Source organism: Aeromonas sp., assembly GCF_051657805.1.
GTDB lineage: Bacteria > Pseudomonadota > Gammaproteobacteria > Enterobacterales > Aeromonadaceae > Aeromonas.
In genome coordinates, this window is sequence record NZ_JBOFLJ010000024.1 from 41,557 (window position 1) to 55,887 (window position 14,331).

Genomic DNA, 14,331 nt, shown 5'->3' on the forward strand with positions numbered 1-14,331 from the left:
CATGTCCAAAAAGAAAAACACCAAGAGCAAGATCCAGCAGCTGCCGGACGATATCCGCAGCCAGCTGGCGACCATGTTGCGATCTGACTCCATGTCGCAGAAGGCCATCCTGGAAGAGATAAACCAGCTGATCCGGGAAGCCGGCTTGCCGCCGGAGGATCAGATCAGCCGCACCGGCCTGAACCGCTACTTCAAGCGCATGGAGCTGGCGGGTAGTCGCATGGCCGAGGCACGCGCCACCGCCGAGGTCTGGACGTCCAAGCTCGGCCAAGCCCCCACCTCTGAGGTGGGCAAGCTGCTGCAGGAGTTCGTGCGCACCATGGCGTTTGAGACCTCCATGAAGATGATGGACGCGAGCGACGGCGAAGAGGGCAAGATGATCGACCCCAAATCCCTGGGCCAGCTCGCCCTGGTGATCCAGCGGGTGGAGCAAGCCGCCATGACCAGCCACAAGGTCGAGAAGGAGATCCGCGCCGCGTTCGCCGCCGAGGTAGCCGACAAGGCCGAGAAGATAGTGAAGCAGGCCGGGCTGACGGCTGAGACCGCTGCCGATATCCGGCGCCAGATCCTGGGGATAGCGTGATGAACCACCTCACCCAAACTGAAAACGCCCTGCGCAACCAGTCCGCGGCCGCCATCATCGGCGGCCAGTTCAATCCTGCCGAGGTGCTGCTGCCCTATCAGAAGCGCTGGATCGCCGATGACGCCACCCTCAAAATCGCCGAGAAGTCGCGCCGTACCGGGCTCACCTGGGCAGAGGCGGCAGATGCCGCGCTCAATGGCTCGATGTCGGCGGCGGCCGGCGGCTGCGATACCTTCTATGTCGGCACCACCAAGGACATGGCCCGAGAGTTTATCGACGCCTGCGCCATGTGGGCCCGCGCCTACCACTATGCCGCCAGTGAGGTGGGTGAGGAGGCGCTGGCCGACGAAGACAAGGACATCCTGGTCTACGTCATCAACTTCGACAGCGGCTTCAAGATCAAGGCGCTGTCATCCAACCCCAGCAACCTGCGGGGGATGCAGGGCAACGTGGTGATCGACGAGGGGGGATTCCACAAGGACCTGGCCGCCATCCTCAAGGCCGCGATGGCGCTCACCATGTGGGGCAGCAAGGTGCGCATCATCTCGACCCACAATGGGATCGAGAACCTGTTCAACACCCTGATCCAGGACAGCCGCGCCGGCAAGAAAGAGTTCAGCGTGCACCGCATCGACATAGAGACCGCCATCAACGAGGGGCTCTATCAGCGTATCTGCCAGGTCTCCAAGCAGGAGTGGAGCCGTGGCGCAGAACAGGAATGGTTGCGCAAGCTGCTGCGCAATACCGCCACCGAGGAGGATGCCAGGGAGGAATACTTCTGCGAGCCCAAGAGCGGCGGCGGCGCCTACCTGCCCCGTGGCCTGCGCGAGCGGGCGTGTCGGCTCGATGGCCCGGTGCTGCGTTTCACCGGCTCGGCCGCCTTCAATGCCGCCAGTGAGACCGCCCGCCAGGGCGAGATGCAGGAGTGGCTGGATGCCGTCGTGCTTCACGAACTGGAGAAGCTGGACCCAACGCTGCGTCATGCTCTGGGCGAAGACTTCGCCCGCTCGGGTGACCTTACCGATTTCGCCCCGATCCAGGTGCTGCCCAATACCCGTCGCCGGGTGCCGTTCCTGGTCGAGCTCAAGAACGTGCCGTTCAAGCAGCAGGAGCAGGTCCTCTACTTCGTCTGCGATCGGCTGCCACGGCGGGATGGGATCTGGCTCGATGCCCGTGGCAATGGCCAGTACCTGGCCGAGCAGGCCGCCTATCGCTATGGGCAGGAGGTGGTACAGGTGATGCTGTCGGTCGGCTTCTACCGCGACAACATGCCGCGTTTCAAGGCGGCGTTTGAAGATGACGAGCTGGAGCTGCCCAAGCACGAAGACATCATCACCGACCTGGGACAGATCCAGATCTACCGGGGCACCCCCGGCATCGACGACAGCCGCACCCAGGGCAGCGATGGCAACAAGCGTCACGGCGACTCGGCGGTGGCCATCTTCCTCGCTTACCTGGCCAGCCGCGCCGAGAACGTCGAGTACGCCCTGCACACCATCGGTAACCGTCACCCCGATCCTGCTGCATATATCACTGATGTAAACGAGCGAAACCGAATCGCTGACTTGCAAACGAATATGAAGGCCCTGCGTGGCCGAGGAGTCTCACTGTGACCAGCATTCTCGATGCCGGGGGCAACCCCATCAAACCCGATGTGCCAACCCTGAGCGAAGATATCGCCAAGGCCTATGTCACCGGAGTACGCAACCCGCGCCCGGCCAGTGTGGCCAGTACCATCACCCCCCATCGGTTGGCGGGCCTGCTGCGTTCGGTCGTGGATGGCAACAACCCCCAGGACTACATGACCCTGGCCGAAGAGATTGAAGAGCGGGATCTGCACTACGCCAGCGTGCTGCGCACCCGCAAGCTGGCGGTGGCAGCATTGCCCCCCAGCGTCGAGGCGGCCAGCGAAGAAGCCGAAGACCTGCGTCTGGCCGACGAGGTGCGCAAGCTGATGACCGGTGACCAGATCCCCGAGCTGTTCTTCGACCTGCTCGATGGTCTGGGCAAGGGCATGGGGGTGTGCCAGATCCTCTGGGACACCACCCAGCGTCCCTGGATGCCGAAGGATTACACCTGGGTCGATCCCCGTTACCTGCGCCCGGACCCCGAGACCCTGAGCGAGATCCTGCTCATCAGCGACGATGCTCCCCAGGGCGCCCCCCTGGAGCCCTACAAGTTCATCGTCCATCTGCCGCGCACCAAGTCAGGCAGCATCTGGCGTAACGGCCTGACCCGACTCTGCGCCGTGATGTACATGCTCAAGAGCTTCACCATCCGCGACTGGTGGGCGTTTGCCGAAGTGTTTGGCATCCCCATCCGGGTGGGTAAGTACGGCACCAATGCCACCCCCGAACAGATCGATACCCTCAAGCATGCCATCGGCAGCATCGCCTCCGACGCTGGCGCGGTGATACCCGAGAGCATGAAGATCGAGCTGGTCGAGACGGCGAAGGGCAACGGCGGCAATACCCTGTTCGAGAACATGGCGCGCTGGTGCGACGAGCAGACCAGCAAGGCGGTGCTGGGCCAGACCATGACCACCGACGATGGCAGCAGCCGGGCCCAGGCCGAAGTGCATGACGAGGTGCGCCTGGACATCGCCAAGTGGGATGCCCGTCAGCTGGAAGCCACCATCAACGAGTACCTGGTCAAGCCGTTTATCATCCTCAACTGGGGGGTGCAGGCCGCTTATCCCCGCGTCTGCATCCGGGTACCGGAGCCGGAAGATCTCAAGCTGCTGGTCGAGAGCATCACCCCGCTGATCGATCGCGGGCTGCGTGTCAGCGAAGGGGCCTTGCGTGACAAGTTCGGGCTGGCTGCCCCTGATGATGATGACGCCGTGCTGCAGCCCATCAGCGCCATGGAGATGCAAGCCTTGCAGCCTGTTGCCCTGAATCGGAAGGCCGCCGCCAAGCGCCTGGCCATCAACCGCATTCAACAATCCAGCGAGGCCATCATCACCGAACTGACCGACGAGGCCATGAGCGACTGGGTGGAGCTGGGCGGCGAGGAGTTCATGAACCCGATCATCGAGCTGGCCACCACCTCCGCCAGCTTTGACGAGTTCAACGCCGGGCTGCTGGCCCTGCAGGAGCAGCTGGCGCCCGAGGCGTTCGTACAGCAGATGGCCGATTACATGTTCCGTACCCGTGGCCTGGGAGATGCCCAGGATGGCTGACAAAAAGCAGGCTGAGGTCAAGACCACCGACTTTCCCCCCCAGGCGGCGCTGGACTGGTTCAAGGCCAAGGGCATTCAGCCCGGGTTCGACTACCGCGACGTCTGGAAGGAAGAGCAGGCCAACGCCTTCACCGTGGCCAAGATGCTCAACGCCGATCTGCTGGTCGAGGTGCGGCAGCTGGTTGAACAGGCGCTGGCTGAGGGGCAGACCTATCAGCAATTCGCCGCGACCATCAAACCGCTGTTGGTCAAGTCAGGGTGGTGGGGCATTCAGACCATGGACGACCCCGCCACCGGCGAGACCAAGCAGGTACAGCTCGGCAGCGAGGGGCGCATCAAGACCATCTACAGCACCAACATGCGCACCGCCCGGGCCGCCGGCCAGTGGCAGCGCATCGAGCGCACCAAGCGGGCCATGCCCTATCTGGTTTACACCATCGGGCCGGCCAAGGAGCACCGGGCCCTGCATGTCAGCTGGCAGGGCGTTACCTTGCCGGTAGATGATCCCTGGTGGAACAGTCACATGGGGCCCAACGGCTGGGGTTGTCACTGCGGGGTGAGGCAGGTCTCGAAGTACGAGCGTGACAAGATGGTGGCCAGCGGCACGGCGATCACCACGGCCCCGGACAACGGCACCAGCGAATGGGTGAACAAGCGGACCGGTGAAGTGGAGGTGATCCCCAAGGGGATCGAGCCAGGCTGGAACTACAACCCCGGCAAGAGTCGTCCGCAGGCCCTGCAGGCCGACTTGGCAGCCAAGGAGCAAACCCTGCACCAGACGCTCTCAGCGCCTCTGTGAGCGTTTTAGGCTGCCAGCGTATGCGTGAAATGGCTAGCGCTCAATCTGGCGCGATTTAAAGGGGGTTTAAAGATGGTGTGAGGTGGCGGCGATGGCTGCCATTTCATGCCGCGCTATCCGTCCTGCAGAATGCCGTGTACCCTGTTGATGCCCGGTCATCATTCCCCTGTTCAGAACATCGCCTCCCCATCCCCGGCGATCACTTCCTCCAGATCTCCCCTGGTTCAAAGCGAAAACCGTCATTACACCCGAGCAGCCCAGCCCCTTCATCATCGATTCGTCCCAACAACTTCATTCAACCCACTCAGCCACCTGGCGGGAGGTTGTTATGTGACGGAGCGAGTGATGCCCAAGACCTATCTAGCCCTCTGCTTTGACCTGTCACGTCAGCAAGTCCGTGATGAAAAGGTCTGGCTACCGCTTATCCCGCCTGGGGTATTCAGTGGCAACGATGGGCGTACCTGGAACAACAGCAACCCGGATGCCGTGGTGGCCTCGTTCACCAAGAAGCGCCCGTTCGACGTTGAGCACGCCACCCACATCAAAGGCCCGAAGGGCGAGAAGGCCCCAGCCGTTGGCTGGATCCTGGCCCTGCAGAACATCGCCGGCGAAGTGTGGGGGATGGTGGACTGGAACAGCGAAGGACGCGAGATGCTGGAGAAGAAGGAATATGCCTTCTACTCCCCGGCGTTTCTCTATGAAGAGGACGGCACCGTGCGAGCCATCGCCAGTGTCGGCCTCACCAATGAACCCAACCTTGATCAACTCCCTGCACTGAACCGTGAGGAAAACACCATGCCGTTGCCCGTCGAACTGACCCAGGCGCTGGGTCTGGGCGCTGATGCGGAAACCGCCGCCGCGCTCAACGCCATCAATACCCTCAAGGCCGAACATCAACTGGCCCTGAACCGTGCCAATGTCGGCCCGGACCTGACCAAGTTCGTCCCCAAAGAGACCCATGAGCTGGCGCTCAATCGGGCCCTCGCCGCCGAAGCCAAGGTCAAAGAGACCGATGACGCCAAGCTGACCGCCCTGGTGGATGCCGCCATCAACGACGGCAAGATCGCCCCGGCCAACAAAGAGATGTTCCTGGGCATGTGCCGCCAGGAAGGCGGGGTAGAGAAGTTCAACGCCTTCGTGGCCAGCGCCCCGGTCATTGCCGATGCCAGCAAGGTCAAGGGCAAAGAGCAGCAACAGGGTGAGCTCAGCAAAGACGAGCTGGCGCTGTGCCGTGCCATGGGCGTCAAACCCGAAACCTGGTTGGCCAACCGCCAACATAAGCCCACCTACTAATCGGAGAGTCTGACCATGGCTTTTACTGAAGCGCAGATTATCGAAGCCCTGACCGTCGGCTCCAACGCCGCCTTTGTCGAAGGTCTCAACACCGTTACCCCGCAGTGGGATGCTGTCGCCACCCGAGTTCCCAGCTCTGGTTCCAGCGAACTCTATGGCTGGCTCAAGGACCTGCCTGGCATTGTGGAATGGACCGGCCCCCGCATGCTCAAGGAGCTGGGTTCCCACGGCTACGCCATCCTCAACAAGACCTACGAAGCGTCCATCAAGATCAAGCGTGAAGATCTGGAAGACGACAAGATCGGCAAGTACTCCATCCTGGCCCGCGCCTGGGGTCGTGAAACCGGTCTGTTCCCGGATAAGAACTCGTTCGCCCTGCTGGCCGCCGGTTTCACCACCCTCTGCTATGACGGTCAGAACTTCTTCGATACCGACCACCCGGTCGAATCGACGCCGGCCACCGTCTTCTCCAACGTTATCGGCGATCCGCTCACCGATACCGGCTCGCCCTGGTTCCTGGTCGATGACATGCAGATCCTCAAACCGATCATCTTCCAGGAACGGCGCCCGCTCGCCCTCGAGTTTATCGGGGCGACCAGCGAATACGCCTGGTTCAACAACATGGTTGCCCAGGGGGTGGACGGCCGTCACGGCTATGGCTTCGGCTTCCCGCAGACCGCCATCGGCTCCAAGGCCGCACTCTCCGAGGCCAACTTCGAAGCCGCGTTCGACCGCCTGGCCACCATGAAGAAGGCGGATGGTACTCCCATCGGCACCATGGGCCGCGTGCTGGTCGTGGGCCCGGCCAACCGGGCCGCGGCCGAGAAGATCCTCAACCGCCAGTTGCTCGATAACGGTGGCACCAACATCAACTACCAGCGCGTCAAGTTGGTGGTCAGCCCCTACATCGTGTAACCCCCAGGCCTGGGCAGAGCTTCATGGCGATGAAGCCCAGGCATTCATTCACCCGGCCTGGGTGGAGCTTCCAAGCGTCGAAGCCCAGGCCATTACCAGGAGCGCAGCATGGCCACCAGTACCAAGACCCTCAGCGCGGATGCCTGGACTCTGGTCTCTAGCGCCGTCAGCGGCACCATGGAGAACCAGACCGGCCAGCTCGTCATCTACCGCGCCGCCGCCGCATTGCCAGCTCCCACCGAGATGGTGGGCTTGACGCTGGAGCGAGACAAGTCTGTGAGTTGGAGCTTTAACCCGGCCCAGAACATCTATGCCCGTGCTCTTGGCCAGCCTGGCGGTCCGCTGGTTGTGGTGGAGGGATAACCCATGCCGTTCGGTGACAACTTCATTCCGGGGCCGGTCATGCCCCTGCCGGCTCGCAAGAAAAGCGAGGTGTTTTGGGCAACGTTGACCGGCGCCTCGCTGGCGGCCAACACCGATATCGATCTGGTGGCGTGGCTCAATGCACTGGTGGCACCAACCAGCGGCACCCTGGCCCCATTCTTCAACACGACCAGCAACAAGCTGAACGTCTACAACGACAACGCCAGCGTGTTTTTCAAGCTGAACCTGCGTGGCAGTTGGACCGGCGGCAATAACCGCTCGATGCAGCTCGACTTCGTGGGTACCAACGGCAACCGACTGGTGGCTAGCCGGGATGTCGCGGTGACGGTGGACGACATCACCATGGCCACGTTCTTCAGCATCGACAAGAACGGCAACATCGCCACCAACGGCACCAAGCCGGTGATCCGCAGCAACGGGGCCCCCTTCACGGTGACCGCCGTCCAGATCATCGCCGAGCAGATCACCACCGAGACCGTCATTTCGGCGGTGTAACCCCCGTTTAAAGGAGCATTGAAGATGGCAGGCAAGAAGAAGCCCGACGGCAAAAGCGAGCAGCTGGCAGCTGCTGCAGTGGGCGCAGGTGCCGACCTGGTACAAGCGCAATCCGAACCGAAGAACGATGGTGTCGTATTGGTAGACCCTGAGGCTGAAGCCGATCGTCTGGAAGCGGAGGCGAAATCCGCCGAAGAAGCACGGCTGGCTGCAGAAGCCAACGCCGCAGTGGCTTCCACCCTGGCAGCCGAAGGGCAAACCAGTGACCAGGGAAGCGCCAATGCCATCGGCGCATCGAGCGAACCCGGGGCGAACCTGAACTCCGACTTGCTCACCGCCGAGCAGTTGCCTGCAGGTGCGGACGTAACCAGCCTCACCCTGGAGGAGTTCGATGCCTCCGCCGCCAGCTTGATCCTGGGTGTCGAGGAACACCAGCCTGACTGGTTGATCGGTCAGTTTGACGTCAAGGCCAAGTCGCCGGCGGGCTTCTGGCGCTGTGGTGTGCAGTTCCTGCACTCCAGCCCGACCCGGGTGTTCGTGGTGAACGACAAGGCCGACGTGCCGGCAGATCACGACTGCAGTGTGGTGTGCTGCTATCTGACCCTGGAAGAGGCCAAGCGCGTTCACCAGGAATCCTGGCTCACCGTGGTGCCAGGCAGTGAAGTGATATAAGGCTGGGTTTGAGTATCAAATCTAACCGTTTTTGAAAGACAACGCCGTTTGCCAGGCATGCCTGATAACCAAGGGAAATCTCATGGCCATCTATGCGACGAAGCAGGATCTGGAGACGCGGGACGGGAGCATGCTCTACAACCTCGCCCTCGATCGCTCCACCGACACTCTCAACGACACCTGGATCGATGAGGCGTTGGGCACGGCTGACGACGAGATCAACGGCTACCTGTCGCGTCGCTATGTGCTGCCGCTGCCGGAAGTGCCTGACCTGCTCAAGCGTCAGGCCGTGGTTATCGCCTTCTACTGGCTCGGGGATCGGGACAACCAGGTCACCGACCTGCTGCAGGACCGCTATGACCGCGCCATCACGAAGCTGAAAGAGATCGCCTCCGGCAAGCTGGATCTGGGGCTGCCCACTCCCGAACAACCACCCGAGGGTGCGGTCGGCAAGGTCGAACTGGTGCAGGAGAACGAGCGCCTCTTCACCCGCGACAGCCTGAAAGGGGTGCTCTGATGGCTGTCTCGGTCGAGGTCCACACCCAGGGGCCAGAGCTTGCTGACTATCAGCGCCTGCTCGATACCCTGGGGCGCAGTGACCACAAGGCCGAGCTGCTGGAAAGCATCGGTGCCGTGGTGGAGAGCCAGACCCGCCGCCGCATCAGCGATGAGAAAACCGCGCCGGATGGCAGCGCCTGGACGCCCTGGTCAGCGGCCTATCAGAAGACCCGCCACGGCAATCAGTCGCTGCTGCAGGGCGAAGGAGCCCTGCTCGACAGCATCGAGTACCAGGTGCAGCGCAACAATGTGCGGGTCGGGTCGGCGCTGGCCTATGCCGGGGTGCACCAGGACGGATTCAGTGGCCAGGTGCAGGTGCCGGCCCATATCCGCCGCATCACTCAGGCATTCGGCAAGGCGCTCAAGTTCCCGGTCTATTCGTCGGTGGGGGGCTTCACCCGCCAGATGGAGATGCCGGCGCGCCCCTACCTGGGGCTTTCCAGTGACAACCAGACCGAGTTGCTCGCCGTGATCGGCGACTTCTGGCAAGACGTGATGAAGGAGGCAGGCCTATGAGTCGCCCGGATTTTGGCACCATCGGCAGTACCGTCTCGGCCTGCGAGGCCGTGGTGCAGTACCTCAAGCCCTACCTGGAAGCGACCGGCCCCGGCGCCGATCGCGTGGTTGATCGGGTGCAAGTCGTCGAGCGCCATATCGGCCAGTTCGATACGGCAGAAGAGATTAGCCGCTGGATGGGCCCCAAGGATGGCGGGATCCGTATCGCCGCCCAGCGAGTGACGAAGATGGAGAACCAGGGTAGCACCCTGATTGGCACCATCGAGCTGGCCGCCTTTGTGTTCTGCGCCGACATGTGGGCCTACGCCAAAGACCAGCGCGCCGAGGTGATCGCCGGCCGCCTGGCCAAGGCGCTGATGCTCAAAGGTAACTGGACGGGAACGGGCGCCGCCAAGGCACCCGAAGCGGTCTCGATGCAGAACCTCTACGCCATCAAGACCGACAAGAAAGGCGTGGCCATCTGGGCTGTCACCTGGCGCCAGGATTGGCCGTTGGATGACCCCATCGACAAGGCCGCCCTGGACGACTTCCTGCGCTTCAACTGGCAGGCCAAGCAGGGCGATGGCGCCCCGGTCTGCGAAGCGGATATCAACCTGCCTGGCCCAACCCCCTAGGAGAGAACGTGGAGCTGACCCTGAAACCCAAACCCGGGCTGACCGTGAGAAAGCCCGATGGCAGCAAGCTGGCCGAGGCCGGTGAAACCGTATCGCGCAACAGCTTCTGGTTGCGACGCCTCGCCGATGGCGATGTGACTGAAGTGAAACCGGCCGCCAAGGCCACCAACAAGAAGACGGAGAAGTGACCATGGCCCTCGGATCCATCCCCAATGACGTGCGCGTGCCGCTCGTCTATATCGAGATCGACAACAGCCAGGCCCTGAGCGGCAACATCGCCCAGGACCAGCAGGTGATGCTGTTCGGTCAGATGATCAACGCTGGTGCCGATGCCGGTACCGCCACCCCGCTCAACGTGGTCGAGGTGCCGGTCAGCGAGTCGGCCATCGACAGCCTGTTCGGCGTCGGCTCCATGATGGCGCTGGCCGCCAAGCGCTACCGCAAGGCCAACGGCTACACCCGCACCTTCGCCTTGCCGGTGGGGGATCTCACCGCCGGCGCGGCCGCCGTGGGTTCCTATACCTTTGCCGGCCCTGCGACCCAGGCCGGCACCCTCTACCTGTTGATCGCTGGCCAGCCGCTGCAGGTGGGGGTGGCTGCTGCCGCCACGGCTGCCACCGTGGCCACCAACGTGGTCGCGGCTATCACCGCCGCCAAGAACTTGCCGGTGACCGCTGCCGTGGACGGTACCGATACCGCCAAGGTCAACATCACCGCCAAGTGGAAGGGGCTGACCGGCAACGATATTGACCTGCGCTTCAACTACTACGCGGGCGAGCAGCTGCCGCCTGGCATCACCATCACCACCGTGGCCATGACCGGCGGCTCTGGTTCCCCCGACATGAGCACGGTCATCGCAGCGATGCCGGATGAATGGTTCAACCATCTGATGATGCCGTTCACCGACACCAACAGCCTCAACACCCTGCGTGACGAGCTGCTCGAACGTTGGGGGCCGCTCAAGATGATCGAGGGTATCGCCTATGCCGCGTTCCGGGGCACCTACGGCGAGACCATCACCTTCGGCGAGCTGCGCAACGATTTCCTGATCTCTTGCCTGGGCACCAGCAAATCCCCCAGCCCCACCTGGGAGTTCGCGGCCAGCTATGCCGGCATCGCGTCCTACTACCTGGCCATCGATCCGGCACGGCCGCTGCAGACCCTGGTGCTTCCAGGTATCTTGCCGCCGGCCAAGGCCGATCGCTTCGGCTGGACTGAACGCAACAACCTGCTCAAGTCCGGCATCGCCACCTGTCAGATCCAGCCCGGCGACGTGGTGGCCATCGAACGCGAGATCTCCATGTACCAGGAGAACGCCTATGGCGACCCGGACCCGAGTTACCTGGACATCACCACCCCGGCCACCCTGGGCAAGCTGCGTTACGACGTGAAGGTGATGGTCACCAACCGCTTCCCGCGCCACAAGCTGGCCGATGACAACGTGCTCGGCCAAATCGACCCTGCGCAGCCGGTGGTCACGCCCAAGATCATGCGCGAGGCCTTGCTGGAAGTAGCGCTGGACTGGGTATCTGCCGGTCTGATGGAGAACTACGACCAGTTCAAGGAGACCCTGGAGGTCTACCGCGACACCGCCGATCGCAACCGCCTCAACTGCGTGTGCCACCCGGACGTCGTCAACCAGCTGCGTGTGTTCGCGGCCCTGATCCAATTCAAACTGTAAGGAGCGCCCCATGGGACAAGTCCTGGGTGAGGTCATCATCCGTGCCAATGGCCAAGAACTGAAAACCAAGACCGGCGCCGTGCTCAATCCCGGCGGCTTTACCCGCACCCAGCATACAGGTGGTGGTCGAGTGCGGGGCGTCAGCCGGCGCTTTGCCGCCCCCAGCATCGAGGTCGTCATCGCCGCTGATGAAGATGTGGATGTGATGTTGATCAACGCCATCGAGAACGCCGCCATGGTGTGGGATGGGGATAACGGGGTCAGCTACATGATGACCGGTGCTGCCGTTGGCGAGCCGGCCACCCTGCGGGAAGAGAGTGGCGACATCGCCGCCACCTTTATCGGTGATCGTGTGGTGAGGATCTGACGATGGCCTCAATGACCTTCGAGCTAGAACATGGTCTCAAGGGTACGGCTGAGGAGGGGGAAACCCTCCTCTATCGTGAAGTCGGCCTGCGAGAGCTGACCGCCGCCGATCTGATCGATGCTCAGCTTGCCGCAGAAAAGGTGGTGGTACAGAACGGCAAGGCCGTTGCCTATACCAGCGATGTGCTCTATGGCCTGAACCTGCTCTGCCGCCAGGTGGAATATATCGGGCAGATAAAAGGCCCGCTCACGATCAATATGATCAAGAAGTTGCATGTGGATGATTTCGGCCTGCTGCAAGCCAAAGCCCAGGAGTTGGATATGGCGCTGGCCGAGGCGCTGGCTGAGCGGGGGCGATCTAAATCAGCTGGTTGAACCGGTCATGGGGGTCATGTTGGCGATGAGCAAATATATCCCCTCAACCGAGCTGAAATATTTACCAATACGCCACTTGCTGCGCCGCTTTGACCAATTAAAGCAAGCCATCACGCCGAGAAAGAAATAGGAAATAACATGGCCAAGCAACTCGTCACCGATATTGTCATCAACTTGGCCGGCAATCTGGCGACCAAGTCGCGGCAATATAGCCAGAGCATGAGCCAATTCGCGGCCAATAATCAGCGCGCCATGAACCTGACCAGAATGTCTATCGAGGCTGCTGGTCGTGGCATCGATTCGGTGGGTAGTCGTTACGTCGCCCTGGGGGCAACCTTGGCGGGCGGCGCGGCGGTACGGGGTTACTCTCAACTCGACCGGCGGATCTCCCGCATCGCCATCGCCGCCGATATCAGCCGCGAGAAGTCGGCCGAGCTCTATGACGAGATCCAGCGGGTATCCAATCTCAAGGGCATCCGCATCGACCCCACCGAGGCGACGGCTGCGGTGGAGGAAATCCTGACCAAGACCGGCGATCTCGATTACGCCATCAGCAACCTGCCCAATATCGCCGCCGTGATCCAAGCCACCGGTGCCGGCGGCTTGGAAGTCGGCGGCATCTTCACCGAGTTCAAGAAGCTCGCCATCGACTCCAGTGAAGCGGCCATGCGCGCCATCGATACCCTCAACCTGCAGGGCAAGAGCGGAGCGTTCACCCTGGCCAGCATGGCCAAAGAGGGGCCCAAGATCTTCGCTGCCTATGCTGCTACCGGCCGCCAAGGCGCGAGTGCCGTCACCGAGCTGGGTGCTGCCTTGCAAATCATCCGTGGTGGTATCGGATCTGATGCTGAGGCTGTTACCGCTTTCGAGTCCCTCATCCGCGATATCACCCGGCCAGAGACCGTCAAGAAGCTGCGGGATTTGGGTGGTATCAATGTATTTGACCCTGAGCAACTCAAGCAGGGCAAGGAGGTGATGCGTTCCCTGCCGGTGCTGATCGAGGAGATCGTCACCAAGTCGAAGGGGCTCTCCACCAATCTTGCCGCTCTGAACCTGACAGATGAGGCCAAGCGGGCCCTCAAGCCAGTCATTACCGAATTCGTTCAGACTGGGGATGTCACATTGTTTGACCAGTTTATGAATGTAGCTGGCGACGGCACTACCACCCTGAACGATGCATCCATTGCCGCCAACGATTTCGCCGGCAGCCTGCAGCTGATCAGCAATAGCTGGAACCAGTTTGCCAACCAGCAGCTGGCTGGCCCGATCGCCGAACTGGCCGAGGCCATCAACAGCCTGGAACCGGATGCGGTGCAGAACTGGCTGGAGACCGGCAAGAATATCGCCCTGGTAGTGGGCGGCCTGGTGGCCGTTAAGAAGGGGGTCGATGCCGTCAAATGGACCAAGGGCATCTGGGATGCAGCCAAGCCCAGCAAGGGAGGCGGTGCCGGTGGTATGGGCGGCGCCATGGCGGATCTAGGGGCAACCCCTGTCTATGTAGTGAACATGCCCGGTGGTGGGATGGGGGGCGGCATGGGTCCAGGGGATGTTCCTGGTACCGAGCCGGGCAAAGGCGGCAAGGGCAGCAAGATCAAGTCTGGCTTTGCCAGTGTGCTGGCCGGCTCGCTGCTCTATCCCGCTGTTGATTATGCTGCCGACTTGGCCATCGGTGACACCGCCTTCGGACAATGGGCCAAGAACACCACCCTGGGTGATCTGGGTAATTCAGCCTTCAATATGCTGAGCCGTGAAGGTGTACAGGCCTCTCCTCGCCCTGACAACTTGGCCGCCTCTCTCGATATCAAGGTCAGCGATGATCGCGTCACCGTGCGCACCCGCGACACCGCCCCCGGTCTCAAGGTGAACATCGATACCGGCCCCTCACTGATGCCTTAATGG

General features: G+C 62.1%; 17 protein-coding genes. All 17 read left to right on the forward strand.

Going from position 1 to position 14,331, the window contains the following annotated elements; genetic code table 11:
- Position 1 precedes the first annotated feature (1 nt).
- The gene (locus ACRCYW_RS09225; protein WP_438549822.1) at positions 2–583 is read left to right on the forward strand and encodes a DUF3486 family protein; all 582 of its coding nucleotides are present in this window, start codon (positions 2–4) and stop codon (positions 581–583) included.
- Positions 583–2,196, forward strand: coding sequence for a terminase large subunit domain-containing protein (locus ACRCYW_RS09230; RefSeq protein ID WP_438549823.1), 1,614 nt, complete (start codon positions 583–585; stop codon positions 2,194–2,196). Before ACRCYW_RS09225 ends, ACRCYW_RS09230 begins: the two co-directional genes overlap by 1 nt.
- Entirely contained in the window at positions 2,193–3,764 is a 1,572-nt protein-coding gene (locus ACRCYW_RS09235) for a DUF935 domain-containing protein (protein ID WP_438549824.1), read from the forward strand. Before ACRCYW_RS09230 ends, ACRCYW_RS09235 begins: the two co-directional genes overlap by 4 nt.
- The gene (locus tag ACRCYW_RS09240; RefSeq protein WP_438549825.1) at positions 3,757–4,563 is read left to right on the forward strand and encodes a phage head morphogenesis protein; all 807 of its coding nucleotides are present in this window, start codon (positions 3,757–3,759) and stop codon (positions 4,561–4,563) included. Before ACRCYW_RS09235 ends, ACRCYW_RS09240 begins: the two co-directional genes overlap by 8 nt.
- Positions 4,564–4,908: 345 nt before the next feature.
- Positions 4,909–5,856, forward strand: a complete 948-nt coding sequence (locus ACRCYW_RS09245; protein WP_438549826.1) for a phage protease — start codon at positions 4,909–4,911, stop codon at positions 5,854–5,856.
- Between the two features lie 15 nt (positions 5,857–5,871).
- Positions 5,872–6,771 (forward strand): Mu-like prophage major head subunit gpT family protein, encoded by a 900-nt coding sequence (locus ACRCYW_RS09250; protein WP_438549827.1) that lies wholly within the window; start codon positions 5,872–5,874, stop codon positions 6,769–6,771.
- A gap of 108 nt (positions 6,772–6,879) precedes the next feature.
- Positions 6,880–7,134, forward strand: a complete 255-nt coding sequence (locus ACRCYW_RS09255) for a hypothetical protein (RefSeq protein ID WP_438549828.1) — start codon at positions 6,880–6,882, stop codon at positions 7,132–7,134.
- A gap of 3 nt (positions 7,135–7,137) precedes the next feature.
- Entirely contained in the window at positions 7,138–7,650 is a 513-nt protein-coding gene (locus ACRCYW_RS09260) for a tail needle knob protein (RefSeq protein ID WP_438549829.1), read from the forward strand.
- Positions 7,651–7,674: 24 nt separating this feature from the next.
- The gene (locus ACRCYW_RS09265) at positions 7,675–8,322 is read left to right on the forward strand and encodes a hypothetical protein (protein WP_438549830.1); all 648 of its coding nucleotides are present in this window, start codon (positions 7,675–7,677) and stop codon (positions 8,320–8,322) included.
- Positions 8,323–8,404: 82 nt separating this feature from the next.
- Complete coding sequence (locus tag ACRCYW_RS09270; protein WP_438549831.1) at positions 8,405–8,839, forward strand: gp436 family protein; 435 nt, start codon at positions 8,405–8,407, stop codon at positions 8,837–8,839.
- Complete coding sequence (locus ACRCYW_RS09275) at positions 8,839–9,396, forward strand: phage virion morphogenesis protein (RefSeq protein WP_438549832.1); 558 nt, start codon at positions 8,839–8,841, stop codon at positions 9,394–9,396. The genes ACRCYW_RS09270 and ACRCYW_RS09275 overlap by 1 nt, the downstream gene beginning before the upstream one ends.
- Positions 9,393–10,010 (forward strand): hypothetical protein, encoded by a 618-nt coding sequence (locus ACRCYW_RS09280; RefSeq protein WP_438549833.1) that lies wholly within the window; start codon positions 9,393–9,395, stop codon positions 10,008–10,010. Before ACRCYW_RS09275 ends, ACRCYW_RS09280 begins: the two co-directional genes overlap by 4 nt.
- A gap of 8 nt (positions 10,011–10,018) precedes the next feature.
- A complete protein-coding gene (locus ACRCYW_RS09285) occupies positions 10,019–10,198 on the forward strand; it encodes a DUF2635 domain-containing protein (protein WP_438549834.1) in 180 nt (59 codons plus the stop codon).
- Positions 10,199–10,200: 2 nt separating this feature from the next.
- Positions 10,201–11,691, forward strand: a complete 1,491-nt coding sequence (locus tag ACRCYW_RS09290) for a phage tail sheath subtilisin-like domain-containing protein (protein ID WP_438549835.1) — start codon at positions 10,201–10,203, stop codon at positions 11,689–11,691.
- Positions 11,692–11,701: 10 nt separating this feature from the next.
- Entirely contained in the window at positions 11,702–12,058 is a 357-nt protein-coding gene (locus ACRCYW_RS09295; protein ID WP_438549836.1) for a phage tail tube protein, read from the forward strand.
- 2 nt (positions 12,059–12,060) lie between these two features.
- Positions 12,061–12,432, forward strand: a complete 372-nt coding sequence (locus tag ACRCYW_RS09300) for a phage tail assembly protein (RefSeq protein ID WP_438549837.1) — start codon at positions 12,061–12,063, stop codon at positions 12,430–12,432.
- Between the two features lie 138 nt (positions 12,433–12,570).
- The gene (locus tag ACRCYW_RS09305; protein WP_438549838.1) at positions 12,571–14,328 is read left to right on the forward strand and encodes a hypothetical protein; all 1,758 of its coding nucleotides are present in this window, start codon (positions 12,571–12,573) and stop codon (positions 14,326–14,328) included.
- Positions 14,329–14,331: the final 3 nt, after the last annotated feature.

What these genes read in the sequence shown, in the direction of transcription:
- ACRCYW_RS09245 (WP_438549826.1), top strand. Translation starts at nt 4,909, where the DNA reads ATGCCCAAGACCTATCTAGCCCTCTGCTTTGACCTGTCACGTCAGCAA.
- ACRCYW_RS09275 (WP_438549832.1), top strand. Translation starts at nt 8,839, where the DNA reads ATGGCTGTCTCGGTCGAGGTCCACACCCAGGGGCCAGAGCTTGCTGAC.
- ACRCYW_RS09260 (WP_438549829.1), top strand. Translation starts at nt 7,138, where the DNA reads ATGCCGTTCGGTGACAACTTCATTCCGGGGCCGGTCATGCCCCTGCCG.
- ACRCYW_RS09255 (WP_438549828.1), top strand. Translation starts at nt 6,880, where the DNA reads ATGGCCACCAGTACCAAGACCCTCAGCGCGGATGCCTGGACTCTGGTC.
- ACRCYW_RS09280 (WP_438549833.1), top strand. Translation starts at nt 9,393, where the DNA reads ATGAGTCGCCCGGATTTTGGCACCATCGGCAGTACCGTCTCGGCCTGC.
- ACRCYW_RS09230 (WP_438549823.1), top strand. Translation starts at nt 583, where the DNA reads ATGAACCACCTCACCCAAACTGAAAACGCCCTGCGCAACCAGTCCGCG.
- ACRCYW_RS09300 (WP_438549837.1), top strand. Translation starts at nt 12,061, where the DNA reads ATGGCCTCAATGACCTTCGAGCTAGAACATGGTCTCAAGGGTACGGCT.
- ACRCYW_RS09290 (WP_438549835.1), top strand. Translation starts at nt 10,201, where the DNA reads ATGGCCCTCGGATCCATCCCCAATGACGTGCGCGTGCCGCTCGTCTAT.
- ACRCYW_RS09305 (WP_438549838.1), top strand. Translation starts at nt 12,571, where the DNA reads ATGGCCAAGCAACTCGTCACCGATATTGTCATCAACTTGGCCGGCAAT.
- ACRCYW_RS09270 (WP_438549831.1), top strand. Translation starts at nt 8,405, where the DNA reads ATGGCCATCTATGCGACGAAGCAGGATCTGGAGACGCGGGACGGGAGC.
- ACRCYW_RS09225 (WP_438549822.1), top strand. Translation starts at nt 2, where the DNA reads ATGTCCAAAAAGAAAAACACCAAGAGCAAGATCCAGCAGCTGCCGGAC.
- ACRCYW_RS09250 (WP_438549827.1), top strand. Translation starts at nt 5,872, where the DNA reads ATGGCTTTTACTGAAGCGCAGATTATCGAAGCCCTGACCGTCGGCTCC.
- ACRCYW_RS09295 (WP_438549836.1), top strand. Translation starts at nt 11,702, where the DNA reads ATGGGACAAGTCCTGGGTGAGGTCATCATCCGTGCCAATGGCCAAGAA.
- ACRCYW_RS09240 (WP_438549825.1), top strand. Translation starts at nt 3,757, where the DNA reads ATGGCTGACAAAAAGCAGGCTGAGGTCAAGACCACCGACTTTCCCCCC.
- ACRCYW_RS09265 (WP_438549830.1), top strand. Translation starts at nt 7,675, where the DNA reads ATGGCAGGCAAGAAGAAGCCCGACGGCAAAAGCGAGCAGCTGGCAGCT.